The sequence below is a fragment of the Pseudomonas sp. GW822-FHT04H02 genome (assembly GCF_058800645.1).
In genome coordinates this window covers 402,378-424,950 of sequence record NZ_JBXAMM010000001.1, presented here as the reverse complement: position 1 = coordinate 424,950, position 22,573 = coordinate 402,378, and the positions used below count along the sequence as shown (strand labels likewise).

Sequence of the window (22,573 nt, the reverse complement as noted above, 5' to 3'; positions counted from 1 at the left end):
ACAAAGCCGCCGTCGCCGGTCAGGCGACAGCGGCGGCTGCCTCACCCCTTACAGGTGCTGCTGGAAGAACGGCACCAATTGCGCCATGGCCAGCGCCACCGTTTCGGCGCGGTCGTACAGGTCGTAGTGGGACCCGCCCTCAGCGACCACCAGATGCTTGTCCCGGGAGGCCGCGCGGCCATGGATTTCCAGGCCGTCGCGGTAGGCACCGAAGCCGCCGGGCTTGTCGCCGACCACCACCATCAGTGGCTGGGTCAGCAGCACCTCGGCCTGCAGGAAGGCATCCCAGCCAAAGGCCGCGCTATTGAAGGAAAACAGACCGCTGGTGGCGCCGTTTGGCTGCTGGCCCCGGGCGGTCTTGTAGTACTCGGTGGCTTCCAGTACGTCGATGTCGCTGATGCCGTTCTGCTGCGCCTCGGCTACCGATGCTGGCAGGTAGTCGATCACATGACGCGCCTCGCCCCGGGCCTCGGCGGTGCGCTGCTTCGCCATGGCGTGCAAGGCGCTGACCGGATCGAAGTTGCTGAAACCTTCGCGGATCAGGCGGCCGAAGTTGACCCCGGTAATGGAGGCCAGGGCCTTGATCCGGTAGTCGGTCATTGCCGCCTGGATGGTGTAGCCACCGCCACCGCAGACACCGATGGCACCGATTCGCTCGGGGTCGACATAAGGCAGGGTCACCAGGTAGTCGATGGCGAAACGGATGTCCGACACGCGAATGGCCGGGTCTTCGATAAAGCGTGGCTGGCCGCCGCTGGCGCCCTGGAAACTGGCGTCGAAGGCGATGACCACAAACCCGGCCCGGGCCAGCCCGGCGGCGTAGATGTTGCCGGAGGTCTGCTCCTTGCAACTGCCGATGGGATGGGTGCTGACGATCGCCGGGTAGCGCTTGCCCGGGTCGAAATCCGCCGGCAGATAGATGTCCGCGGCGTTGTCCCAGCCGAAGTTGGGGAAGCTGACGTGTTCGATGCTGTTGCTCATGACCGTACTCCTTGAGCCGCCCTGGGCAGGCTCGTCTGGATCGATAGGCGGACCGCTCGCTCCCGTGTGCGGGAGTGCGGAGTCGGGCGTTACCGAAAGCGCCCGGGACACGGCAGGCCTTGGGGCTGCTGCGTCGTCGGGCACCAGTATAGAAATGGCTCGCGGCGAAACCTTGCCTATTCTGACGGCAAGTTTGCCTGTTTTGCGGATTCTGCCGGCTCACCCCGAAGGCTGTTTCGCTGCAACACAAACAGCTAGAAACAGGCCTATCCGTGGCGGATCGAATGGTTAGGCGCCCAGAGCCGCGCCACAGCCTGTTTGCCTATTTCGCTGAACCCTGCACTGCAACCTGGCCCTTACCCGGCCTCGCGCATCCTGCGGATATCCCGCTGCGGCGGCGCGCCGAACACCCGGCTGTATTCCCGGCTGAACTGCGAAGCACTTTCATAGCCCACCAGCCCCGCGGCGCGCCCGGCATCGATGTTCTGGCTGAGCATCAACTGCCGGGCTTCCTGCAGGCGCAGCTGCTTGTGGAACTGCAGCGGGCTGACGCCGATGATGGCGCGAAAATGCTGGCGGAAGGTGGACGGGCTCATATGGGCGCGCTGCGCCAGATCATCGATGCGCAACGGCTGGGTGAAGTTCTGTTTGAGCCAGGCCACGGTCTTGAAGATCTGCTGGGTCGGCGAACCCACCGCCAGCAACTGCTGCAACGCCAGGCTGTAAGGCCCGGCCAACAGCCGGACGATGATTTCCTGCTGGATCAATGGCGCCAGCTGGGGAATCAGCGCCGGCTCGTCGAGCAAGCCCACCAGCCGCTCCAGAGCGCTGGCCAGCCCCGGCTCCAGTTCATCCACCACCACCGTCCGATAATCGCTGGCCCGCGAAGGCGGTGGCGGCTGCATCTGCGCGGCGGTTTGCAGGATCTGGTGCATGTCCAGGGTCAGCATCATGCCCAGGAAAGGTTCGGCCGCCGAGCCCTGGGTCACCCGGGCCACCACCGGCTGGTCGATGCTGGTCAGCATGCCCTGCCCGGCCCGGTAATTGATCACCGCCTCCTGCAGCAGCACCTGCTTGCCGCCCTGGGCAATCACCCCCAGGCCCAGGCTGTAGATGCAGGGAATGGCCGAGGTCGGCGTGGAACGGCGGTGCAAGGTCAGGTTGGGCACGGCGCTGGGAAAGTCGCCGGGGTGCGGGGTGTGCCGGGCAATCAGGGCCGCGAGTGCGGTGGGGGTTCGGGGCTGGGTCATGTGCGGGCAATCGGAAGTGGCAACAGTACAGGCGGCCACTGTGCGCCGATTGGCCATGCAGATCGAGTTTTTCTTCACGGCCACCAGGGCAGCGGACACAGGTCGATATCCGCCTCGGGGCAGTAGTGGCTGGCAAAAGCAGGCGATCCAATGGCAATCCCTTGCCCACTACGGCCAACTTCTGCCCGCCATCGCTACTGGCGCCGCTGCCAACGCCGCGCTGCATCATGTTCAGGGCTCATGGCCCGGGTTTTGCTCTGCTTGGCCAGAACCCACCCAGGAGCAGTCTCATGACAGGAAGCATCTCAAACTCGACATCCCTCGTAGCCATGGGCCTCAAGGGAATCACCAGGGCGCTGGAGAATGGCACGCTGAAGTCCATGAAAATCCAGGTAGAGAATGCGACGCCGCAAATGCAGGCGAAGATCGACGCCAGTTTTCATGAATCGCAAATCTCGGACGCCAAACTGATAGCCCAATACAGAGCCAACCCCACCTGGGCGACATTCGACGACAAGAGCAACTCCGTCCAACTGCCCGATGTGCAGTCCCTGGGCAAGGACGACGCCACCCATGTGCTCAAGGGCCTGCAATACCTGATGGAAATCGGGCGCCTGGACGGCAAGACGGTCGTTGCCAAAAACGGCGGCCAGACCACCGACAGCCCCGCGCTCTATCAGGACTGGCTACTGGCGCGGATCGGCGTCGATGCCCACGCCTGAGTAGCCGCGGCCCAGGCTGCGGGAACGCGCTGCATGCGGGTTCGCCAGCCAGGGCTCGAGGGTTCAGACCAGGCGTTTGTGCAGGAAGAAACGCCGGTGCTGCGGCGGGAAATCCTCCAATCGGCCGAATTCGCTGAAGCCATGCCGCTGATAGAACTGCGGCGCCTGAAAGTCGAAGGTATCGAGCCAGATGCCGATACAGCCCTTTTCCCGGGCCAGCTCCTCGGCCATGTTCAGCAATTGCGAGCCCGTGCCCTGGCCCCGTGTCTGCTCGGGGACCGCCAGCAGCTCGATGAACATCCAGCGATAGAAAATTTCCGCCTGCAGGCCACCGAGAATCTCACCGCTGTGCTCGTCGCGGACTACCAGGGCGATGGCCTCGGGCTTGGGATCGCCCGCCTGGGCCCGGTTGTGGGCCCGCAAGGGCTCGAGGATCGCAGCGCGCACCTCCGGCCCCGGGTTCATCAGCATGTCGATACGCGTACTCATTCGCCGTTTCCTTGGATGATGGCTGTGCCGGACCGGGGTGAAAGCGCTCCACGATCCTCCCTGGAGGATCGTGGGTTTGGCAAGGCTGCGCTACCTGGCCGTCGCTGCCGCAACTAGCGGCTGACGTACTGCTCGGTCTTGCTGTCGTAGACATAGGTGAGGTTGTCTGCGGCCGCCAGCGAACGGACCTTTCCCGGGCCCTCGAAGGTAGTGCCGCTGACCTTGACCTGCACCTGCGGCAGCGGCTCCTGGCCGGCGACGAAGCTCAGCTCACCGTCGCTGCCGATGCAGGGCATGACCGCGCCGTCGTCGCAGGCCGCGGAGTTGTCCTCGCCGGTGCGCACCTGGCCAACGTAGGACCAGACCCAGCCATCGTCTTCGGGTTTCTTGTTCGGATTGAACACCAGCATGGTGTAGCCCCTGGTGATCACCCCATTGTCGAAAGTTGCCGTGGGCACCGCCAGCAGCAGGCGGCCGTCAGCGGTACGGTGCTCAACGGCCTTGCGCTTGGTGTCCACTTCCTCGGGCTTCTCGCCGCCGCCGAAGAAGCCGATCTTGCGTTCGATGCTGCGGATGGAATAGGCCTGCTTCTGGCCCGGGTTGGTGAGTTCGAAGGTGGCATCGGCCAGCCGTACCTGAACCTCCGGCGCGGCAAAATCCTCGCCCTCGCGGGCGGCGCGGTCCCGGGTGTGCCAGACAAAGGTGGCGTAGTAGTGCTTGCCGTCGAAGTCCAGCTCCTGGCCGTACCAGAAGGTGGCGGTAACGCCGTCTTCCAGCTCCACCTCTTCATCCTGGTCCGGCACCTCGACGTTCTGCATCACCGCCAGCACTGCGCCGGGAGGGATCGGCGCACCGGCCTGGGCCAGCATCGAAGCCGCCAGCATGCACGGCGCCAGCAACCAGCCGGCCAGTCGCGCAGCCAGCCGGCCTTCCTTGTGCAGACCTGTATTGCTCTTGATTTTCATCCCTGGAACATCCCTGTAGAACCGATGAGGAAACGCCGGCCACGCAAGTGGCCAATGGCATGACGCGCGATCATATAGCCAGCGTTTCATCAGCGACAAGATGCTGGCAAATGGCAAGCGCAGGCCGCCGGCAAGCGCAGCACCGGGCAAGACGCGCTTGTTCCTGCGCCAGCCTTGTGAGAGGTTGCTGCCTCACTCGACCTGAAGACCACCATGGATATTCGACCGACGCAAACCAAGGACTGGAGGCTGTTGAAGCAAGTTCGTCTCGCCGCGCTGCAGGACGCCCCGACCGCGTTCGGGGTCAGCTACCAGAGTGCCGCCCGGTACAGTGACCAGCAGTGGCAGGAACGTGCCTCGGGCGCGACCAGCGCATTCTGGCTGGCCATCGAGGATGGCCAGCCCCTGGGAATGATCGGCGCCGCAGTCAGTGAGGCAAACCGCTACAACCTGATCGGCATGTGGGTCGCACCCGCGGCCCGTGGCTCCGGCGTGGCGGCCCGGCTGGTGGAAGCGGTGAAGTCGCGCGCACGGGAACAAGGCCATGAGCGGGTGTTCCTCGACGTCTCCCCCGCCAATGCCAGGGCCGCGAGTTTCTATCTGCGCCAGGGGTTCGCGTTCATTGATGAGTGGGAGCCTCTGCAAAGCCACCCCCACATCCAGGTGCAGACCATGCTCTGGACAGTGCAGGGCTGACTGCAACGGCCCCTTCGGCATCAGGGCCGCCGGTTAGCCCTCGCCAATGCCGCAAGCGGCAGGCCCGTACCCTGGACCGCCGCCCTGGCTTGCCGGTGGTGCCGGCTGTTCTGGGAGCCCGCCAAGCGATCAGCGGGCCATGTCGAGGACCAGCCTGCCATGGCCATGGCGGCCCCTGCTTTTTTCCAGCGCCTGCGGGGCGTCACTCAGGGGGAAGGCTTGGACAGCGACCTGCAAGCGGCCCTGGTCGAACAGCTCGGCAATCCTCGCCAACTGGCCACCATCACCACGGGTGGCGAAATTCACCGGGGTCACGCCATAGTCGTTGGCCAGGGTGATGTCGGGCTGGCTCACCGGGGAAACCAGCACCCCGTGCCGTTTCAACAGGGCGAACGACAGCGCCTGGGTTTGCTCCCCCACTAGGTCCAGGACCACATCGACCGCGGGCCGCCATTGAGTGAAATCCTGGCGGCGATAGTCGATGACCTGATCGGCCCCTAGCCCTTTGAGGTAGGCATGGTTGTCCGCCGAAGCGCTGGCGATGACCTCGGCCCCCAGGTACTTGGCGATCTGCACCGCCATGCTGCCCACACCTCCTGCCGCGGCATGGATCAACACCTTCTGCCCGGGCTGCACGCCGGCATGCTCGGTCAGGGCCTGCCAGGCGGTCAGCGCCGTGGCGGGCACGGCGCCGGCCTGCAACGCAGTGAGGGAACGGGGCAGCAACGCCAGCGTGGATTCCCGGGCAACCGCCTTGCCGGCATAGCCGCCCGTGATGTTGATGAAACCGAACACCCGGTCACCGACCTCGAACCGGCTGGCGCCCCGGCCGGTGGCAAGCACCCGCCCGGCCACCTCGACCCCCGGGGTGAAAGGCAGTGGCAGCGGGATGAATGCCTGCATGGCACCGGACAGGATCTTCCAGTCGATAGGGTTGACTCCAGCACCGGCGACATCGATCAGCACTTCACCTTCGCCGGCCACAGGGTCGGCAACTTCTTCCAGGCGCAGGACATCGGGACTGCCGTATTGGTAGGCACGTATGGCTTTCATGGACACCTCGATCAGGCAAGAAAACACAGGGAAACCGCAGCCGCCGCGAGGGAACCGGCCCCCGCTGGCGGGTGATCAGCGACGGCGGGCGTCGAGGCTGAAACGACCGGCACCGAACGCCACGACCTGCAACAGGCCACCGGCCATGGCCAGGTTCTTGAAGAAGTGGATGAACTGGTTCTGGTCGCCCAGTGCGTTATGGAAGGCCAAGGCAGTGACCACGCTGAACAACGCCAGCAGTGCCGCGACAGTGCGGGTCCGCCAGCCAGCGACCAGGGCCAGGCCGCCGCCGATTTCAACGATGACCGCCAGGGCCAGGGCCAGCTGCGGAAATGGCAGGCCGACAGAGCCGATGTAGCCGATCATCATCGCCGGTGCCGCCAGCTTCGAGACGCCGGACAGCAGGAAGATCGCGCTGAGCAGCACTCGGCCAGCCAGTGCGGCCACGGCCTGGGGAGTATCGGAGCGGCTTTGTTGGCGAGTGTCGGGTTGAGCAATATGGGCAGAAGCGGACATGAGGTATTTCCTTCAGTTGGGTGCGATCCGAGATGAATCGCCCGGGTGAAGAAAGCTTGCGCCGCCACAGCTTCTCTGAATAGCCGACTAATTTAGATCATTAGGTTCGATAAAATAGGCAAGAATACAACGCTCACTGGACACTGCCTCAACCCCTCCCCGGCTGGAATCGATCACACTGCCGGGGCGTCAACGCCGATAACGCTCAAGGAACCCGAGATGATCTCCGACCCTGGCACCCCGACACTGGACCAATTGCGCGTATTCCTGACCGTGGTGGAAGTCGGCAGCTTCGCCGGCGCCGCAAGAAAACTGCACCGCGCTACGTCCGTCATCAGCTACTCCATCGCCAACCTGGAAATGCAGCTCGGGGTCTCGCTGTTCGACCGCCAGAGCACGCGCAAGCCGCAACTCACCGAGGCCGGACGCACCGTGCTCGTGGAGGCCAGGACCATCGCCAACGGCGTCCATGGCCTGCGTGCCAAGGTCAGGGGCCTGTTGCAAGGCCTGGAGGCCGAGGTCCACCTGGTGCTCGATGTGATGCTGGCCCCCGAGCGCGTGGTGGACGCCCTCAAGGCCTTTCGCGAAGCCTTTCCCACGGTGGCCCTGCACCTGCACATGGAAGCCCTGGGAGCAGTCACCGAGCGGGTGATCGAGCGCGGCGCAGTCGTCGGCATCAGTGGGCCGATGAACGAAAGCATCGACGGGATCGAAAGAATCGGTGTGGGCAGTGTCGAGCTGATTCCGGTGGCCGCGCCGGATCATCCCCTGGCCGCCAGCGATGCCAACCTGACCGGCGCCGGGCGCGAATTCATCCAGCTGGTGCTGTCGGACCGCTCGACGCTGACCCGGGGCAGGGATTTCGCGGTGCTGAGCAACCGCACCTGGCGGCTGGCGGACCTGGGCGCCAAGCACATGTTGCTGCGTGCCGGCATCGGCTGGGGCAACATGCCGCGGCCCATGGTCGAGGAGGACCTGCGCAGCGGCCGGCTGGTGCGCCTGAACCTTCCGGAATATCAAAGCGGGATCTACCCCTTCGACGCCATCTACCGCAGCGACACACCGCCGGGCCCGGCGGCGCGATGGCTGATCGAACGGTTCCTGCAACAGGTCTCGACGCCGCCGGCCATCCAGCCCCAGGCATAAGGCCTGGAGCCGGCAACGCGCTGAGCGTGGGACATTGCGCGGCTCGGTAACTTGTCGTACGGGCCGGCGGTGATTGGCACCGGGCCCTGGCAAGCGGCCGCCTGGCGCACTCAGCCCAGCAACTCGCTGATCCAGCGCACCTGCCGGGCCATGTCCTGCACCTTCTCTTCGGGCACTGCCTGTGCCCGGCTGAAGTTTTCCAGGGTGCGCTGTTTCAGGCGCAGCAGGCGCTGCCATTTGGCCAGGAACGCCGGGCTGCGGGCCTGCAGTTGCAGAGGACCGAAGTACAGCTCCCGGGGGCTGTAGCTCACCGGCCCTGTGCGCTCGGCGACGATGATTTCGTAGTCGAAACGGTTTTCCCGCAGCACCTCTTCGCACAGGATGCGGTAGCCGTTGTCCATCAGCCACTGGCGCAGGGGCTGCTCGCCCCCGTTGGGCTGCAGGATCAACCGCTCCTGGCCATTGAGGCGCGCCTTGCCGGCTTGCAGCAGGTCACGGATGGTCTCGCCACCCATGCCGCACAGGCTGATGGCGCTGATGGCGTCGCCCGGTTCGATCGCCGCCAGGCCATCGGCCAGGCGCACGCTAACCTGCTGCTCCAGGCCGTTGTCGCGCACCGTGCGCCGGGCCGCGTGGAACGGCGTCAACGCCACCTCTCCGGCCACCGCCGCGCTGATGCTGCCGCGCAGCAGCAAGGCCACCGGCAGATAGCCGTGATCCGAGCCGATATCGGCCAGGCGTGCGCCGGTTGGTACATGCGCCGCCACGCGCGCCAGGCGCATGGACAATGTCTGCTGATTCAACTGCTGCCCCTTTTCACCACCAAGGTCCGGCACCTTGTGCCGGATCGGGGGGCGATTCTGGCGAGCAATGCCGGGCATTTCAAATTTATGCGACCGGGGCCGGGGATGCGGGTGCCGCAAAGGCCCGCTCCGGACAGGGTCGAAAGCAGCGTCCTCCATGGCAGGTTTCTGAGCGCAGGCAGACCTTCGTTGCTGGCCGCGTGCAACCTGGTCAGTGATAGACTGCGCGCCCACTTGGGAGGTGAAAAAATGCTGTGTCCGGAATGTGAACAAGGCGAAGTAACCCAGGTTCAAGTGCGGGCAACGCAGGAAATCCTGCACCTTTGCCAGGAGTGCGAGTTGCTCTGGCTCAGCGCCGAGGTCATTGGCACCGAGCCTTTCAACAGCTTCACGTCCTACATGGAGGAACTGGGTTTACCACCGCTCTGGAGCTCGCTGTATGTGCTTGAACCCGAAAAGATCACCAGCCCTCAGGCACGGAAATACCTGCGTTCGGTCGGCTCGATCTAGGTTGCTCGAGCCATAACGACGATAGCCTCCCCCACACTCAGAAGCGCAAGAGATGAACTACCAACTCTGGATGGAACCGGATGACTGCCAGACCTTCTGTCTGAGCGGCCCACAGGGAAACACCGCACGCAAACTGCTTCACCCCGACGCCCGGCTTGTGTGGGAAGTGGAAGCCCCCAGCCACTTCGAAGCAATGACCCGGTACTACGCGTACATGCAGTGGGGCGAATACAAGAGCGACCTTCCCGAACAGGAGCCCATGCCTTGAACACCGCCCAGCAGGTGGGCATAGCCCCCGAGTTCATCATTCTGCAAACCGACCATTGGGTGCTCAATCATCACCTGTCGTCCGCCCTGCCCGGCTACCTGATGCTGGGCTCGCGATCCCGGGTCAATTCACTGGCCGAGCTGCCCGAGAGCGCCCTGACGGAGTTGGGCGGCCTGCTCGCCAGGGTGCAGAAAAACCTGGAGCTGCAGCTCAAACCCAAGTGGCTGTACATCAGCCGGTTCGGCCATGCCCCCGGCTACCCCATCCATTTCCACTTTATTCCGGTGTACCCCTGGGTCGAGGAGCTGTTCTGGAGTGATCAGCGCTACCGGCTGCTTGAAACTTTCGCCCATGAGGAAAACGCCCTGTCACTGACTGACGGGGCGGAACTGACCCTGTTCATCTGGCGCGAATTCGGCGAAAACCCGCAACCGCCGGCCATTCAAGGGCCCTCCATCGAACAGGTCATCAAAGGCTTGCGCAGCTCCTTCAACTAGCAATGGCCCGTGGCGCTGCGCGCTGTTCTCCGCGCCCCAAGGCAAGCCCCCTTACCTGGCGGTTTTCTTCAGGGAAACCGGGATGCCCCACACCAGGTCTTCCATGCCGGTGTCCCCTTGCAGGCGGGTTTTCATCGGTTCGATACGCGCCAGCACCCGGCGTCCTGTGTCGTTGACATTCGCCAGCTCCCTGTCGCTGAACTTCTTGACCAGTTCCACGGGGGCCGGCCTCACGTAGACCTGGATATCCCGCAGTGCGCATTTGATGTTCTGCGGGTCGATAGCCTTGCAAGTCTTCTTGTCGTAGCTCACGGCCGGGGTTTTCAGGTGGAAGCGGTCGCTGAGCAGTATCTGGCCGGGCTGGATACTGAAGGCCAGGGGCGCGTAGGCGTCGGGGATCTGTGCCTTCAACTTGACAGACTGGACATCACGGATCTTGGTGCCTTCGGTCCAACCGCCTTCCGACACCTGCCGGCGCGTGTTGTATTGCTGCTCTTGCCAGGCCACGCACTGGCCGGAGGCGACATGCACGGTACTGCAGACATTCTGGGTGTGGGTGGTATCCGCGTAGGAAGCGTCGCGCCAGTATTGTTCCTTGACGAACTGGCGATACAGCACCGCAGACATGTCCACCGAACCACGGGCACTGCTGGCCGGCTGGCCCTTCGCGGCGCCTACCTGGGCCAGGCTGCTGTCGATCCTGTAATCAATGCCGCCGGACATCAGGTAGGTTCCCGGCGGGACGATGTGCACTTCAAGGAAGTCCCAGAGAAATACGGTTTCCTTGATTTTCTCCAGGTCGTTATTGGCGAAGGACTGCATGTAGCCCTGGCCCGGCTGGTCCTTGTTGCTGAAGATCACGCGATGGGAATAGCTGGAGAGGTCGGTCACGCTCTTGTTGGGCATGAGCGCCGGCACCAGCACCACGGACATACCGTCCCGGGTCGCGCCATCGATGGTTTCCAGGAGCTGGTTGGTCGGGTTCTGCGTGGCGCTGCCATTGAGGTCGGAACTGCCCAGCGGGGCACAGGCACTCAAGAGCGTGACTGAAACCAGAACAGCCAGGGGGCGGAGACGCTTTACCAGGGTCTTCATTGGATATCCTTATCTGTAACGCAGCGAGGGCCAGATCCCTTTGGCAATACCGCTCAGGTCAGGGGCGAGTGCCGGCCAATGGGGGCGAAAGCGGCCTACTTTACTGCGTCGACCCGCCGCAGTAAAAGGCCGGTGCGGCAAGGCCGCACCTTGCTGCCTGGTCCGGAGAAGGCCGCCCGCATCCTAGAACTTCGCCTGCATCCCCACCCGCAGCGTGCGCCCCGGTGCCGGCATGAAGCTCTGCGCCAGCGGGTCCAGGTAGTAGCGGTCGGTGAGGTTCTGCAGCGACACGTTGAGGCTGGCGTCTTCCTTCAGTTTGTAGTTGAGGAACAGATCGAACAGCGCCACTTCGCGGTAATTCAGTTGCGGCGTGGTGGCGCCGGTCTGCCAGGGCTTGTCGGCGGTAACCGTGGGGCCGGAGGTGTAGGTGATGCGCGTGCCGAGGGTCAGGCTCTGGTCGAAGAAGCGCAGGCCAGTGGTCAGGTTGCCGGCAAAGCGTGGCGGGTTCTGGGTGTTGGTGTAGGAGCCCATGAAGCTGCCCGGGGTGCAGTCCGGGGTGTCGGCGGTTTTCTGGTAGGGGTTGCTGGTGGCGCGCAGGGTGGCCGCGAAAGCCGCGTCGCAGGTTTCGGTCTTCAGGTAGTAGGTGGACGACAGGTCGGCAAACACCCGCCCGGCATCGTAGCGGGTCTGCAGTTCCAGGCCGCTGGTTTTGTAGCTGTCGGTGTTGCTGAAGCGCATCAGGCCCCACAGGCCCGGGCTCGGGTCGTAGTAGCGGGTGATGTAGTTCTTGATGGTGTTGTTGAAGTAGGCCAGCTTGAACGCCGCCGAGTCGTCATCCACCAGCAGGCCCTTTTGCAGGGTGCTGGCGCCGATCTCCCAGTTGCTCGAACGCTCGGGCTTGAGGCCCTTGCCGGGCATCGTCTGCTGCACGCCCTGGCTGGTTTCGAACAGCGACGGCATGCGAAAGCCCTGGGTGTACGAGGCATACACGAAGGTGTCCGGCAGCACTTCGATATTGATACCGAAGGCCGGGGCAAAGGCGCCACCGCTGTTGCTGTTCTTGCCGGAGTAGTTGTAGCCGGTGACCACCTCGCCGACCTGGGACGGATAGACCGTGGAGTCGGTGGCGCCAAAGTCGTTGTAGCGCACGCCCTCGAAGGGGAAGTTGGTGTTCTGGAAGACGATGCCGTTGTTCAGGCGCGGGTCGGTGGCGTCGGTGTACTGGCCGTTCTGGTCGGGGAACCACATCATGTTGCCGGAATTGTCGCCGTTGGAAACCCGCAGGTAGCGCAGGTCACGTTCCTCGCGACGCGCCGTGGCCGTGGGCACGTGATCCTTGCTGCGATAGTGGGTGTAGCGCCCGCCGCCCCACAGGGTGAGGCTGTCCACCGGCTTGTACTCCAGCTTGCCGTTGAAACTGAACTCTTGCCGCGAACCTTCGCGCAGCATGCGGTTGGCGTTGATATCGTCCTGGGTGGTGGCCACGCTTTTCTGCGGGCGCAGTTCCTCCAGCTGGAACGAACTGCCCAGGTCCAGCTTCAAGTCGCCGTAGCCGGTCTCGAAACGCGAGGTATTGGCCAGGCCACCGCCCACCCGGCGATCGGCCTGGCGGCTCCAGTTGCGGTCCGAACGGTAGGCCTGGGATGCCGGCGCCGAGACGGCGGTCAACTGGCTGGTCTGCGCATCGGTCATCCACAGGTCGGCGCTCAGGTCCACCAGCGGGTTGCCTGCAGGCAGGTAGTTGTAGCGCGCGGTGTAGGTGTCGATCTGGGTGTGGCCCAGGGGGTACTGGTAGATGCCACCAGTGCCGAAACGGAAGATGTCCGAGGGCATGATCTCGCCGATGCGTCCGTCGTAGCGCCGGTAGCCCAGATCGAAGGTGTGGCCGTCCGCCGGGCGCAGGGTGGTCTTGAGCAGCCAGGATTCGGTCTTCGACGAGGAGTTCAGCACCTCTTCCCCGGCGTTGTAGGTGGTGGCGACGCTGGTCTCTTCATCGCCGTAACGGTCATAGGTGCGGTAGCGATCCTGGCCCTTCTTGCCGGCGAAATAGTTGCCCTGGTTGCGATGGGCGTAGGCCGCCACCACATCGAAGAATTCATGGGAATAGGCGAACGCGGCACTGCCGGCCTCGGCCTCCGAGCCGAACAGCCCGCCGCGGCTCTGATGCGGCTCCGAGTACAGGTCCTGGGTCTTGGAGTGCGGATCACGGGAGGCCGGGGCCACACCGTTGTTCCAGACATCACCCTTGAGGCGCAGGCCGATATTCTGACCGTCCTTGAGGATGTCGCCGACCCCGAGGGTGCGCATCTTCACCGTGCCGCCTATGGCACTGGAGGTCAGGCTCGGGCCCTTGTCGATGGCGATGTCGCTGATCATGTCCGGGTCGATGTAGCTGCGTTGCTGGGTCCCGGCATAACCGCGATAGACATCCAGCGCCTGCTGCGAACCGTCCACCGTCACCGCCACCCGGCTCTGGCCCTGGATGCCGCGGATGTTCACATCCAGGCCGCCGCCATTGCGGCTGTCACCGACCTGGACCCCGGGCTGGCCCTTGAGCATGTCGCCCACCGACACCACGCCAAAGCGCTGCATGTCGTCGGCAGAGATGTACACCGATGAACGCGGTGCCCGGTACACCTCTTCCTCGTCAGGATTTTCGCCCTTGACCTTCTGGGTCGGCAGCGACACCGCATCAAGGCGCAGGCGCAAGGCATAGCCGCCGTCGGCCTGGCGCACGTAGCCCAGGCCAGTGCCCGCCAGCAGCTGGTTCAAGCCCGCCTCGGTATTGAAATCCCCTTGCACGCCCTGGCTGGTCTTGCCTGCGGTGAGCAGCGCACTGCCGGCCATGCTGATGCCCGCCTCGGCGCCAAAGCGCGACAGCACCTGGTCCAGGGGACCGGCGCCGATGCTGTAGTGGCGCTCGCCGGCAGCCAACACCACTTCACTACAGAGCGGCTGCAAACCGAGCAACAGCAGGCCGAAGGTATGGGTACGCAAGACACGAGCAGGGAAAATCATGCAGGGCTCCTAGGGATCGAAACCCACCTGTGCCGGTGGGTAATACCTGAAGGCCAAGCCAGATCGAAAAAACTATCGCGCCGGTGAAAAAAAAGTTTCAGGCCGGCACCACGGTCACCCAGTAACGGGTTCTTCGCTCGATGCGCACCGGCAAGGTATTGGCTACCAGGGCCAGGGCGGCATCGGTGTCGTCCAACTGGAAACTGCCGGTTACGCGCAGGCCCGCCACGGCTTCGCTGCAACGCAAGAAGCCCGGGCGATAGCGCGACAGCTCTGCCAGCAACTGATCCAGGCGCATGCGCTCGGCGGGCAGGATGCCGCGCATCCAGGCCTGGGCCAGAAACGTATCGATGGGGCTTGGCCGCCCTGCTCCCCGGCCATCGACTCGGGTTTGCCAGCCGGCCTGCAACGCCAGCGGTGCTGGGTGCTGCCGTGCGCTCACCTGCACCAGCCCGCGCAACACCGTCACCTGGGTGCCCAGGCGATCGTGACGCACCAGCAGGTTGGCACCACGGCTATAGAGCACCGCATCCGGGGTCGACAGTTGCAGGGATGCAGAGCCCGCCGGGGTGTCCAGAGCCAGTTCGCCCTCGATCAATTGCAGGCTGCGCTGCCGGGCGCTCAGGTCCAGGTTCACCGCACTGGCGGTGTTCAGCCATAGCGAGCCACCGTCGGCCAGGGCCCAATGGCGTCGCTCGCCGACGCCAGTGCGATAACTGGCCAGGGCAGAGCGCACCAGGGTGGAATCCGCCCCCTGCCAGGAAATGCCCCCCAACAGCCCCAGGGCCAGCAGGCACTTGAGCACCTGTCGCCGTCGCTGCGGATCGGCGCCCGCCGCTTGCAATGCCCGGCGCGCCGTGGCATCGGCCAACAGATGGGCCCCTGGCTGCAACATCAGCGGCAGGCTGCTGACCCGCTGCCACGCGTATTCATGCTCGAGGCTGGCTTGCCGCCACTGCTGCAGGGCCTGATGGTCCGCGGCGCTCATCAGCCCGGACTGCATCCGCACCAGCCAGTCGATGGCGTTGTCCCGCACTCGGGGATCGACCGCAGCGCCACTCATTCAAAACGGCTCGCGTAACAGACACTGAAGGCCTTGCCCATGGCCCGCTGCACCTGGGCCACGGTCAAGCCCAACTGCGCAGCGATCTGCGGATAGGTCAGGCCATCGAGCTGGGACAGAAAGAAAATCTGCCGCACCCGCGACGACAACCCCACCAGCAGCGAATCCAGCTGCAACAGGGTCTCGATCATCAGATGCCGCTCCTCCGGCGAAGGCTCCTCCCCCACCGGCCGCGCCGCCAGGGCTTCCAGATAAGCCCGTTCGATCGCCTGGCGGCGCCAGCGATTGATCAGCAGGCCGTTGGCAATGGTGGCCAGAAAGGCCATGGGCTGGCGCAACTCACGCACATCCTCCTGGGAGCGCAGCACCCGGATAAAGGTGTCATGGGCCAGGTCCTCGGCATCGGCACTGTGCCCCAGGCGCCGGTGCAGCCAGCCCCGCAGCCAGCCGTGATGGTTCGCATACAACTGGGCGACGGGCGAAGAGAGGCTGTGGTTGTGCATGGCAGATTCGCATTAATGATAATGCTTCTCATTTTATGGTTTTGCGATGCACCTTGTACAGGGTGGGAAGCGGCCGATTGCCGCAAGGGAATGGGCCCGCCCTCCCACATCCAGCTGCCGGGGACGGGCGCCAAGCGAGCATTTCAGAGCTTTTGCGGGGGCGCCCGGCACTTCCCGCAGGCACATCCCGCCCGCTCTTCGCGTCGCAGAATCAGGAAGTCTGCCGGTCGATGTCGCGCCGAAGCACCACAGCCGTGGTGATGTCCTCGACGGACTCGTGACTGGCTACGGCATCCCGGACTCGGTTCAGATCATCAATGGTGCGGGATTCGATCTCGATCACCAGATCGAGCTGGCCACTGACCGAAGAGATGCGTCGCACCTGGGAGTGCTGGGCCAGCATGTCCAGCAGGCTGATGGCCGGCGTGCGTTTCAGGCACACCAGAAACATGGCGCGAATCACGTTGGCGTCGATTTCGCCAATATCCGCCCGGTAGCCCCTGATCACGCCATTGCGCTCAAGGTTGAGGACACGCTCGCTGGTGGCGCTTCTGGACAGTCCGATTCTCGCGGCCAGGGCCTTCAGGGCAATCCGCGCTTCTTTAGACAGAATGTCCAGTATTTCGCGATCTTTCACGTCCAGGTCGCGCATCAAGACTCCTCACTTTGACTACCGAATTTGTGCCGGTCGATTCCGACAATATGCAGGCCAACACCGACCGCATACCTACTGCCGTCAAGGATTTCGCATGCCAAGCTAACTGAAAACAATAACTTGGAAAACCATTACCATGACCAACCTTTCCCATCCCGCCCCGCAGTTCTCGCCCCGCGATGCCGAACAACTGGCCGAGCAGCTTTTCAATGTCGTCGCCACGGCCTCGCCCCTGGATGGCGAGCGCGACTGCAACTACCGGTTGAACACTGCAAGCGATGCGGGGTGGATTCTGAAGGTGGTCAATTCGAGTGAACCGCGAACTGAAAGCGAGCTGCAGACGGCCATCCTCAGCCACCTCGCCAGCTACAACCCCGAGCTTGCCGTGCCGCAGCTGAAGAAGAGCCTTGCCGGTGGCTTCCTCGCCTCGGCCGTGGCGCCCTCCGGTGAAACCCATGCGGTGCGCCTGGTGAGCTGGCTGCACGGCACTCCCCTGGCCGAGGTCAAGCGCACCTTCGCCCTCATGCGCAGCCTGGGCCAATCGTTCGCCGACATGGATCGTGCGTTGCAGGGCTTCATGCATCCCGGTGCGGTGCGCGACCTGGACTGGGACCTGCGGCACGCCGCGCGCTCCAGATCGCGCCTGCATTTCGTCAAGGACCCTGGCCGACGAGCCATTCTGGAGCGCTTCATTTCCGCGTTCGAAAACACGGTGCAACCCAGGCTTGCGCGGTTGCGCACGCAGGTCATTCACAATGACGGCAATGACTGGAACATCCTCGTCGACCCGCAGACTCATCAGCAGGTCTCGGGCATCATCGACTTTGGCGATGCCGTGCATACGGTGCTGATTGCCGAAGTCGCCATCACCTGCGCCTACTCCATTCTCGACATGGAGGACCCCATCGGCGCTGCCGCCGCCCTCACCGCCGGCTTCCACGAGCGCTACCCGCTGCAGCCGCAAGAACTGGACGTGCTGTTCAACCTGATCGCCATGCGCCTGGTCATCAGCGTCACCTTGTCGGCCTCGCGCCACGAGCAGACCCAGGACAATCCTTACCTGGCCATCAGCGAAGCCCCGGCCTGGCGCCTGCTGGAAAAAATGGACCGCATGAACCCGCGCCTGGCGACGGCGATCCTGCGCAAGGCCTGCGGCTATGACGCGATAGAAGGTGCCGGTGCGGTTCGCCGCTGGGTGGATGAAAACCGCCACGCCTTCGCGGACATCGTGCATCCGGCGGCGGCGACCCTGAACAAGGCCATTGTGCCGTTCGCCGATGCCGCCCATGTGCTGACGGTCGCCTCCGCCGAGCAGCGTCCGGCAGAGGCGGCGAAATGGTGGAACGATTTTGCGGCTGAACATCAAGTGCCACTGGGCATCGGCCCCTGGGGCGAAGAACGGACCATCTACACCGATGCGGCATTTGAATCGCGCTTCATTGCAGGGCAACGTCGGATCATTCACCTGGGCGTCGACTTGATCATGCCGGCCGGAACGCCGCTGTACACACCGCTTGCCGGCGTAGTGCGCAGCGTCGAGGTCGAGCGTGAACCGCTGGGCTATGGCGGCTTGATCATGCTTGAGCATTCGCCTGAGGGCTGCCCGCCGTTCCTGACCCTGTGGGGGCACATGGCCCACGAAGCGCTGACCCGCCTCAAGCCCGGGGACCGTCTTGAGGCGGGTGCCCTGGTGGGCCACATGGGCGCGGACACGGAGAACGGCGGCTGGCTGCCCCATGTGCATTTCCAGATGTCCACCGACACCCAGTTGCAAGCGAGCGAGTTCATCGGCGTCGGTGAGCGCGCCTACCTTGAGGTGTGGGCCGACCTGTTCCCGGATGCATCGACCCTGGCCGGAATCCCTGCGGAAACCTACAGCCAGGAAGGCAGAAGCAAAGCAGAGATCGTGGCCAAGCGTAAACAACTGCTGCTGCCCAACTTGTCGATTTCCTACTCGGACCCGATCAAGTTCGTACGCGGTGATGGGGTCTGGTTGATAGACAACTTTGGCCGGGCCTACCTGGACTGCTTCAACAACGTCTGCCACCTGGGCCACTCCCATCCCGACGTGGTGCAGGCCCTGGCGCGCCAGGCTTCACGCCTGAACACCAACACCCGTTACCTGCACGACAACATCGTGGAGTACGCCGAGCGGCTCACCGCGACTTTGCCCGAAGGCCTGGCGGTGGCCTCCTTCAGCTGTTCGGGCAGCGAAGCCAATAGCCTGATGCTGCGCATGGCGCGCAATCACACCGGGCGCAACGATGCCATCGTGCTGGACTGGGCCTACCACGGCACCACCCAGGAGCTGATCGATCTGAGCCCCTACAAGTACAAGCGCAAGGCCGGCAAAGGCCGTGCAGAACACGTATTCGAGGCGGCCGTGCCGGATGCCTACCGCGCTGCGGATCACTGGCCGGTCGAGGAGCTGGGCAAGCGTTTCGCGCAAAGTGTCGCCGAGCAGATCGATAGCATGCGCAAGCAGGGCCGGGCCCCGGCGTTCTTTCTCGCGGAGTCCATTCCCAGCGTCGCCGGGCAACTGTTTTTCCCGGAAAACTACTTGCAGGAAGTCTATGCAATGGTGCGTGCCGAGGGCGGCCTGTGCCTGGCCGATGAAGTCCAGGTCGGCTTTGGTCGAGTGGGCAGCCACTGGTGGGCCTTTGAAACCCAGGGCGTGGTGCCCGATGCGGTGTCCATGGGCAAACCCATTGGCAACGGGCACCCGATGTCGGCAGTGGTGACCACCCGCGAGATCGCCGACAGCTTCAACAATGGCATGGAATACTTCAACACCTTCGCCGGCAACCCGGTTTCCTGTGCCGTGGGGCTCAGCGTTCTCGATGTGATTGAACGCGACAACCTGAAACTCAACGCACTGACGGTGGGCAACTACTTGCTCGATGGCTTTCGCACGCTGCAGCAGCGCTACGATGCCATTGGCGACGTACGCGGCCTGGGGCTGTTCCTCGGGATTGAACTGGTCACCGATCGCAAGAGCAAGGCTCCCGCTACGCAACTGGCCAGGAAGGTCGCCGATGGTGCCCGGGAGCGCGGGATTCTGATCGGCACCGAAGGCCCCTACGACAACGTACTGAAAATGCGCCCCTCGATGATTTTCAGCCAGAAGAATGCCGACTTCCTGCTTGAGGTCCTGGACGAAAGCTTCAAGGCGGCACTGCGCTAGAGCATCAGGATCGAGGCCGCAGCGCCCCAAACCGGGCTGGCCGACATAGTGTCGGCCAACTCCGGCAATGTGTCCGGCACGCGGACACCTTGCCGGGTGCTTTGCGCAATGACCTGTGCAAAGCTTTTCCCGAGGCCAGGGTGAAGAGCCCACAACAAAAAATAATAATTCTTCAAAGGTGCCATCCCATGCTAACCAGAACGCTCAAGGGTCTGCTTGCCGCATCCACCGTCGCCGCCGCGGCGCTCCTCTGCCCCGCAGCCGCTCAGGCTGATGACTTGCAATCGATCCGGGAATCCAGAGAAATCCGCATCGCCATGAGCGGGCAATACTCGCCCTTCAGCTTTGCCAACGAGCAGAACCAGATCGTCGGCTTCGACGCCTCCATCAGCGAAGCCCTGGCCCAGCGGCTTGGGGTGAAGGTCAGCATTGTCACCACGCCCTTCGACGGGATCATTGCCGGGCTCCTGGCCAAGAAATACGACGCCATCATCGCCTCCATGACCATCACCCCTGAACGCCTGAGGGCCGTGGATTTCGTCGGCCCCTACTACCACGCCGGCCGCACCATCGTGGTGAAGGAAGACTCGCCGATCAACAGCCTGGCTGACCTGAAGGATGTGACGGTGGGCGTCACCCTCGGCGATGCCCACGACAAATGGGCCAGGGCGCGCGGCAACCTGAAGGTCAAGACCTACAAAGGGCTTCCCGAGATGCTGGTCGACCTGGAAGCCGGGCGCCTCGACGCGCTGGTGATGGACAGCGTTCCGGTACTGGTGGCCGTCAAGGAAACCGGGCAGAAAGTGCGCATCATCACGCCACCCGACAGTGACGGAGGGGTTGAAGGCATGGGCATTGCGCTGCGCAAGAACAACCCCGAGCTCAAGGCGGCGATGCAGCAGGCACTGAACGACATGCTCGCCGATGGCAGCTACGAAAAGATCTCGATGAAGTGGATCGGCAAGGACATTCGCTGACTCCTCTTCAGCCTGGCTCGACTTGGGGTCGGGCCAGTCAACCTGACCTTTTCGAGCCTGCCCATGGATCTGACACTCATACAGCGCACCCTGCCGTTTTTTCTGGAGGCGGCCTGGGTCACGGTGCACGTTTCGCTACTGGCACTGCTGCTGGGCCTGCTGGTCGCCATCGTGCTGGTGGCGGCCCGGCTGTCCGGCTTTTTCCTGCTTCGCTGCCTGGCCAGGGTCTACATCAGCGTTTTTCGCGGCACGCCCTGCCTGGTCCAACTCTTCCTCCTCTACTTTGGCGGCCCGCAGATCGGCCTTGAGCTGGAGCCGTTTTCCGCTGGCGTCATCGGCCTGGGCCTGAACATCGCGGCCTACATGGCCGAATCCATTCGCGGCGCCATCAGCAACGTCGATCCCGGCCAGGTCGAAGCGGCCCGCTCAATCGGTTTCGGCAAGGGCCAGACCCTGTGGCTGATCACCCTTCCGCAAACCGCCAAGCTGATGATCAGGCCACTGGGGGTCAATGCGGTCGCGCTGATCAAGGGCTCGGCCCTGGTGTCGACCATCTCGGTGGTGGAACTCTCCTATATAGCGCAGCGCTTTATCAGCTCCACCTACAAGCCATTCGAGATCTTCATGGTGTCGGCCATTTTGTATATCGCCATGGTCTACACGGTCAGATTGCTGGTTGACCACCTCGACAAACGCTTCGCGGCAAAGTGAGACGCGTCAATGCAAAGCCTCGATCTCAGTATCCTCACCCCCTATTCCGAGCTGCTGGCAACCGGACTCTGGTGGACCATCGTCTTGTTCCTCTGCTCCAGCGTATTGAGCCTGATAGCGGGCATAGCCTTCGCCCTTATCGTGCTCTACACCCCCAAACTGGTATCCCTTCCCATACGCTTCATGACGTGGCTGCTGATGGGCACGCCCCTGCTGCTTCAGCTGTACCTGATCTATTACGGCCTGGTGCAAGTGGGGATCGATATCCCGGCATTGATGGCTGGCATCATCGGCCTGAGCCTGCACTTCGCCGTCTACAACGCCGACGTCATTCGTGCCGGGGTCCTGTCGGTCGATCCGGGGCAGATTGAAGGCGCGCGCTCCATTGGCCTGAGCCGCAGCCAGGCTCAGCGCTACGTGATTGTGCCGCAAGCCCTGCGCAGTACCCTGGCGCCCCTGGGCAACAACCTGATCGTGCTGCTCAAGGACACCTCCCTGGTGTCGATCATCGGCATTGCCGAACTGGTCTACAGCGCCCAGCGCGCCGTGAGCGAAACCTACAGCCCGTTCGAGTTCTATCTGGCCGTCGCGGTGATTTACTACGCGGTCAATCTTGTCCTGGAAGCCGGCCTGCACCTTCTTGAAACCAAGGTAGAGATGTCACGATGACCACCGAAAAGCTCATGGTTGAAGTCAAGGGCGCGCGCAAGGCGTATGGCGCGCTTGAAGTGCTCAAAGGCATCGATCTGTCTGTCTCGCGCGGGCAGATCATCGCCATCATCGGCCCCAGTGGTTCGGGCAAAAGCACCCTGCTGCGCTCGATCAACCACCTGGAAGTGCTGAACGAGGGGGAGATCTGGCTGGAAGGCGAACACGTCAACCGCCCCTTGAAAGGTCGAGCCTTTGAACAGCACATCAATAGCGTGCGCCAGCAGATGGGCATGGTGTTCCAGCACTTCAACCTGTTCCCGCACCTGACCGTGCATGAAAACATCGCCCTCGGCCCGGTCAAGCTCAAAGGGCTGACTCGGCCAGCCGCTCGCGAGCTGGCCATGGAGTACCTGTCGAAGGTCGGCCTGGCCAACAAGTTCGACGAGTACCCTTCTCGCCTGTCCGGCGGGCAGAAACAGCGCGTGGCCATTGCCCGGGCCCTGGCGATGCGCCCCAAGGTCATGCTGTTCGATGAAGCCACCTCGGCGCTGGACCCCGAGCTGGTGGAAGAGGTCAACCAGGTCATGAAGCAACTCGCCGCCGAACACATGACCATGTTGATCGTCACCCATGAAATGCGCTTTGCCGGCGAAGTGGCGGACCGGATCATCTTCATGGACGGTGGCGTGGTGGTCGAGGAAGGCGCGCCACAAGAGATCCTGCAAAACCCCACTCACGAACGAACCCGGTCGTTCCTGAAAAAGCATTTGCACGCATAGAGAGGTGGCGCTTGCCCCTGTCGAAGATTGTCCTGCGCCCA

At 63.6% G+C, this 22,573-nt stretch carries 23 protein-coding genes; 11 read left to right on the top strand and 12 right to left on the bottom strand.

The features are described 5' to 3' along the window. Positions 1-48 precede the first annotated feature (48 nt). On the bottom strand, positions 49-981 hold the full coding sequence (locus tag AC1RMG_RS02055) for an alpha/beta hydrolase (RefSeq protein ID WP_015635146.1): 933 nt from the start codon (positions 979-981) through the stop codon (positions 49-51). 356 nt (positions 982-1,337) lie between these two features. Further along, positions 1,338-2,288, bottom strand: a complete 951-nt coding sequence (locus tag AC1RMG_RS02050) for an AraC family transcriptional regulator (RefSeq protein WP_125063181.1) — start codon at positions 2,286-2,288, stop codon at positions 1,338-1,340. Positions 2,289-2,521: 233 nt separating this feature from the next. Here AC1RMG_RS02050 and AC1RMG_RS02045 point away from each other — a divergent pair, with 233 nt between their 5' ends. Beyond that, positions 2,522-2,953 (top strand): hypothetical protein, encoded by a 432-nt coding sequence (locus AC1RMG_RS02045; RefSeq protein WP_015635144.1) that lies wholly within the window; start codon positions 2,522-2,524, stop codon positions 2,951-2,953. Positions 2,954-3,016: 63 nt separating this feature from the next. Here AC1RMG_RS02045 and AC1RMG_RS02040 read toward each other — a convergent pair whose 3' ends face one another. Together AC1RMG_RS02040 and AC1RMG_RS02035 are read right to left on the bottom strand one after the other, a co-directional pair. Further along, positions 3,017-3,442 (bottom strand): GNAT family N-acetyltransferase, encoded by a 426-nt coding sequence (locus AC1RMG_RS02040; protein ID WP_011060675.1) that lies wholly within the window; start codon positions 3,440-3,442, stop codon positions 3,017-3,019. A 113-nt stretch (positions 3,443-3,555) separates the two neighbouring features. After that, positions 3,556-4,407, bottom strand: coding sequence for a hypothetical protein (locus AC1RMG_RS02035; protein ID WP_041774174.1), 852 nt, complete (start codon positions 4,405-4,407; stop codon positions 3,556-3,558). A gap of 213 nt (positions 4,408-4,620) precedes the next feature. Here AC1RMG_RS02035 and AC1RMG_RS02030 point away from each other — a divergent pair, with 213 nt between their 5' ends. Further along, the gene (locus tag AC1RMG_RS02030; RefSeq protein WP_015635142.1) at positions 4,621-5,103 is read left to right on the top strand and encodes a GNAT family N-acetyltransferase; all 483 of its coding nucleotides are present in this window, start codon (positions 4,621-4,623) and stop codon (positions 5,101-5,103) included. Between the two features lie 129 nt (positions 5,104-5,232). Here AC1RMG_RS02030 and AC1RMG_RS02025 read toward each other — a convergent pair whose 3' ends face one another. Then, the gene (locus AC1RMG_RS02025; RefSeq protein WP_169893653.1) at positions 5,233-6,156 is read right to left on the bottom strand and encodes an NADP-dependent oxidoreductase; all 924 of its coding nucleotides are present in this window, start codon (positions 6,154-6,156) and stop codon (positions 5,233-5,235) included. Between the two features lie 75 nt (positions 6,157-6,231). After that, entirely contained in the window at positions 6,232-6,672 is a 441-nt protein-coding gene (locus AC1RMG_RS02020) for a DoxX family protein (protein ID WP_011060672.1), read from the bottom strand. Positions 6,673-6,891: 219 nt separating this feature from the next. On the opposite strand from AC1RMG_RS02020, the gene AC1RMG_RS02015 reads away from it, so the two are divergent. After that, positions 6,892-7,818: a LysR family transcriptional regulator gene (locus AC1RMG_RS02015; RefSeq protein WP_077933855.1), complete on the top strand. Its 927-nt coding sequence runs from the start codon at positions 6,892-6,894 to the stop codon at positions 7,816-7,818. A gap of 110 nt (positions 7,819-7,928) precedes the next feature. Here the strand turns inward: AC1RMG_RS02015 and AC1RMG_RS02010 are convergent, their stop codons facing one another. Then, the gene (locus AC1RMG_RS02010) at positions 7,929-8,621 is read right to left on the bottom strand and encodes a tRNA (adenine(22)-N(1))-methyltransferase (protein ID WP_026022876.1); all 693 of its coding nucleotides are present in this window, start codon (positions 8,619-8,621) and stop codon (positions 7,929-7,931) included. Between AC1RMG_RS02010 and AC1RMG_RS02005 the strand changes: the two genes are divergently transcribed. From AC1RMG_RS02005 to AC1RMG_RS01995, 3 genes are read left to right on the top strand one after another with little or no spacing between them, the layout of a single operon-like run. After that, a complete protein-coding gene (locus AC1RMG_RS02005) occupies positions 8,574-9,131 on the top strand; it encodes a hypothetical protein (protein WP_401019468.1) in 558 nt (185 codons plus the stop codon). The genes AC1RMG_RS02010 and AC1RMG_RS02005 overlap by 48 nt on opposite strands. 52 nt (positions 9,132-9,183) lie before the next feature. Next, positions 9,184-9,399, top strand: coding sequence for a hypothetical protein (locus AC1RMG_RS02000; RefSeq protein ID WP_019095014.1), 216 nt, complete (start codon positions 9,184-9,186; stop codon positions 9,397-9,399). 14 nt (positions 9,400-9,413) lie between these two features. Further along, a complete protein-coding gene (locus AC1RMG_RS01995) occupies positions 9,414-9,896 on the top strand; it encodes an HIT family protein (protein ID WP_077935005.1) in 483 nt (160 codons plus the stop codon). Between the two features lie 51 nt (positions 9,897-9,947). On the opposite strand, the gene AC1RMG_RS01990 is transcribed toward AC1RMG_RS01995, so the two are convergent. The 5 genes from AC1RMG_RS01990 to AC1RMG_RS01970 all read right to left on the bottom strand — a co-directional run bounded on the left by AC1RMG_RS01990 (position 9,948) and on the right by AC1RMG_RS01970 (position 16,227). Further along, the gene (locus tag AC1RMG_RS01990) at positions 9,948-10,991 is read right to left on the bottom strand and encodes a hypothetical protein (RefSeq protein WP_410037048.1); all 1,044 of its coding nucleotides are present in this window, start codon (positions 10,989-10,991) and stop codon (positions 9,948-9,950) included. A 183-nt stretch (positions 10,992-11,174) separates the two neighbouring features. Next, a complete protein-coding gene (locus tag AC1RMG_RS01985; RefSeq protein WP_493168155.1) occupies positions 11,175-14,009 on the bottom strand; it encodes a TonB-dependent receptor in 2,835 nt (944 codons plus the stop codon). A 97-nt stretch (positions 14,010-14,106) separates the two neighbouring features. Then, positions 14,107-15,072 carry a FecR domain-containing protein gene (locus AC1RMG_RS01980; protein ID WP_493168153.1) on the bottom strand — a complete coding sequence of 322 codons (966 nt, stop codon included), beginning with the start codon at positions 15,070-15,072 and terminating at the stop codon, positions 14,107-14,109. Next, the gene (locus tag AC1RMG_RS01975) at positions 15,069-15,575 is read right to left on the bottom strand and encodes a sigma-70 family RNA polymerase sigma factor (protein WP_011060663.1); all 507 of its coding nucleotides are present in this window, start codon (positions 15,573-15,575) and stop codon (positions 15,069-15,071) included. Before AC1RMG_RS01975 ends, AC1RMG_RS01980 begins: the two co-directional genes overlap by 4 nt. Before the next feature lie 211 nt (positions 15,576-15,786). Beyond that, positions 15,787-16,227, bottom strand: a complete 441-nt coding sequence (locus AC1RMG_RS01970; protein WP_011060662.1) for an Lrp/AsnC family transcriptional regulator — start codon at positions 16,225-16,227, stop codon at positions 15,787-15,789. Between the two features lie 139 nt (positions 16,228-16,366). Here AC1RMG_RS01970 and AC1RMG_RS01965 point away from each other — a divergent pair, with 139 nt between their 5' ends. The 5 genes from AC1RMG_RS01965 to AC1RMG_RS01945 all read left to right on the top strand — a co-directional run bounded on the left by AC1RMG_RS01965 (position 16,367) and on the right by AC1RMG_RS01945 (position 22,532). Next, positions 16,367-19,414, top strand: a complete 3,048-nt coding sequence (locus AC1RMG_RS01965) for an aminotransferase class III-fold pyridoxal phosphate-dependent enzyme (protein ID WP_493168151.1) — start codon at positions 16,367-16,369, stop codon at positions 19,412-19,414. Between the two features lie 188 nt (positions 19,415-19,602). After that, the gene (locus tag AC1RMG_RS01960; protein ID WP_011060660.1) at positions 19,603-20,391 is read left to right on the top strand and encodes an ABC transporter substrate-binding protein; all 789 of its coding nucleotides are present in this window, start codon (positions 19,603-19,605) and stop codon (positions 20,389-20,391) included. A gap of 63 nt (positions 20,392-20,454) precedes the next feature. Then, a complete protein-coding gene (locus AC1RMG_RS01955) occupies positions 20,455-21,102 on the top strand; it encodes an amino acid ABC transporter permease (RefSeq protein WP_493168149.1) in 648 nt (215 codons plus the stop codon). A 9-nt stretch (positions 21,103-21,111) separates the two neighbouring features. Continuing rightward, a complete protein-coding gene (locus tag AC1RMG_RS01950) occupies positions 21,112-21,771 on the top strand; it encodes an amino acid ABC transporter permease (RefSeq protein WP_065363697.1) in 660 nt (219 codons plus the stop codon). Then, a complete protein-coding gene (locus AC1RMG_RS01945) occupies positions 21,768-22,532 on the top strand; it encodes an amino acid ABC transporter ATP-binding protein (protein ID WP_011060657.1) in 765 nt (254 codons plus the stop codon). Before AC1RMG_RS01950 ends, AC1RMG_RS01945 begins: the two co-directional genes overlap by 4 nt. The last annotated feature ends 41 nt before the right edge of the window (positions 22,533-22,573 follow it).

Excerpts from the sequence above, each read along its gene's own strand:
- AC1RMG_RS02035 (WP_041774174.1), bottom strand. The coding sequence starts at position 4,407 with ATGAAAATCAAGAGCAATACAGGTCTGCACAAGGAAGGCCGGCTGGCT.
- AC1RMG_RS01985 (WP_493168155.1), bottom strand. The coding sequence starts at position 14,009 with ATGATTTTCCCTGCTCGTGTCTTGCGTACCCATACCTTCGGCCTGCTG.
- AC1RMG_RS01975 (WP_011060663.1), bottom strand. The coding sequence starts at position 15,575 with ATGCACAACCACAGCCTCTCTTCGCCCGTCGCCCAGTTGTATGCGAAC.
- AC1RMG_RS01980 (WP_493168153.1), bottom strand. The coding sequence starts at position 15,072 with ATGAGTGGCGCTGCGGTCGATCCCCGAGTGCGGGACAACGCCATCGAC.
- AC1RMG_RS02040 (WP_011060675.1), bottom strand. The coding sequence starts at position 3,442 with ATGAGTACGCGTATCGACATGCTGATGAACCCGGGGCCGGAGGTGCGC.
- AC1RMG_RS02020 (WP_011060672.1), bottom strand. The coding sequence starts at position 6,672 with ATGTCCGCTTCTGCCCATATTGCTCAACCCGACACTCGCCAACAAAGC.
- AC1RMG_RS01970 (WP_011060662.1), bottom strand. The coding sequence starts at position 16,227 with ATGCGCGACCTGGACGTGAAAGATCGCGAAATACTGGACATTCTGTCT.
- AC1RMG_RS01965 (WP_493168151.1), top strand. The coding sequence starts at position 16,367 with ATGACCAACCTTTCCCATCCCGCCCCGCAGTTCTCGCCCCGCGATGCC.
- AC1RMG_RS02000 (WP_019095014.1), top strand. The coding sequence starts at position 9,184 with ATGAACTACCAACTCTGGATGGAACCGGATGACTGCCAGACCTTCTGT.
- AC1RMG_RS02025 (WP_169893653.1), bottom strand. The coding sequence starts at position 6,156 with ATGAAAGCCATACGTGCCTACCAATACGGCAGTCCCGATGTCCTGCGC.
- AC1RMG_RS02005 (WP_401019468.1), top strand. The coding sequence starts at position 8,574 with ATGCGCCGCCACGCGCGCCAGGCGCATGGACAATGTCTGCTGATTCAA.
- AC1RMG_RS02055 (WP_015635146.1), bottom strand. The coding sequence starts at position 981 with ATGAGCAACAGCATCGAACACGTCAGCTTCCCCAACTTCGGCTGGGAC.
- AC1RMG_RS02045 (WP_015635144.1), top strand. The coding sequence starts at position 2,522 with ATGACAGGAAGCATCTCAAACTCGACATCCCTCGTAGCCATGGGCCTC.
- AC1RMG_RS01955 (WP_493168149.1), top strand. The coding sequence starts at position 20,455 with ATGGATCTGACACTCATACAGCGCACCCTGCCGTTTTTTCTGGAGGCG.
- AC1RMG_RS02015 (WP_077933855.1), top strand. The coding sequence starts at position 6,892 with ATGATCTCCGACCCTGGCACCCCGACACTGGACCAATTGCGCGTATTC.
- AC1RMG_RS02030 (WP_015635142.1), top strand. The coding sequence starts at position 4,621 with ATGGATATTCGACCGACGCAAACCAAGGACTGGAGGCTGTTGAAGCAA.
- AC1RMG_RS01960 (WP_011060660.1), top strand. The coding sequence starts at position 19,603 with ATGCTAACCAGAACGCTCAAGGGTCTGCTTGCCGCATCCACCGTCGCC.
- AC1RMG_RS01950 (WP_065363697.1), top strand. The coding sequence starts at position 21,112 with ATGCAAAGCCTCGATCTCAGTATCCTCACCCCCTATTCCGAGCTGCTG.
- AC1RMG_RS02050 (WP_125063181.1), bottom strand. The coding sequence starts at position 2,288 with ATGGCCAATCGGCGCACAGTGGCCGCCTGTACTGTTGCCACTTCCGAT.
- AC1RMG_RS01990 (WP_410037048.1), bottom strand. The coding sequence starts at position 10,991 with ATGAAGACCCTGGTAAAGCGTCTCCGCCCCCTGGCTGTTCTGGTTTCA.
- AC1RMG_RS01945 (WP_011060657.1), top strand. The coding sequence starts at position 21,768 with ATGACCACCGAAAAGCTCATGGTTGAAGTCAAGGGCGCGCGCAAGGCG.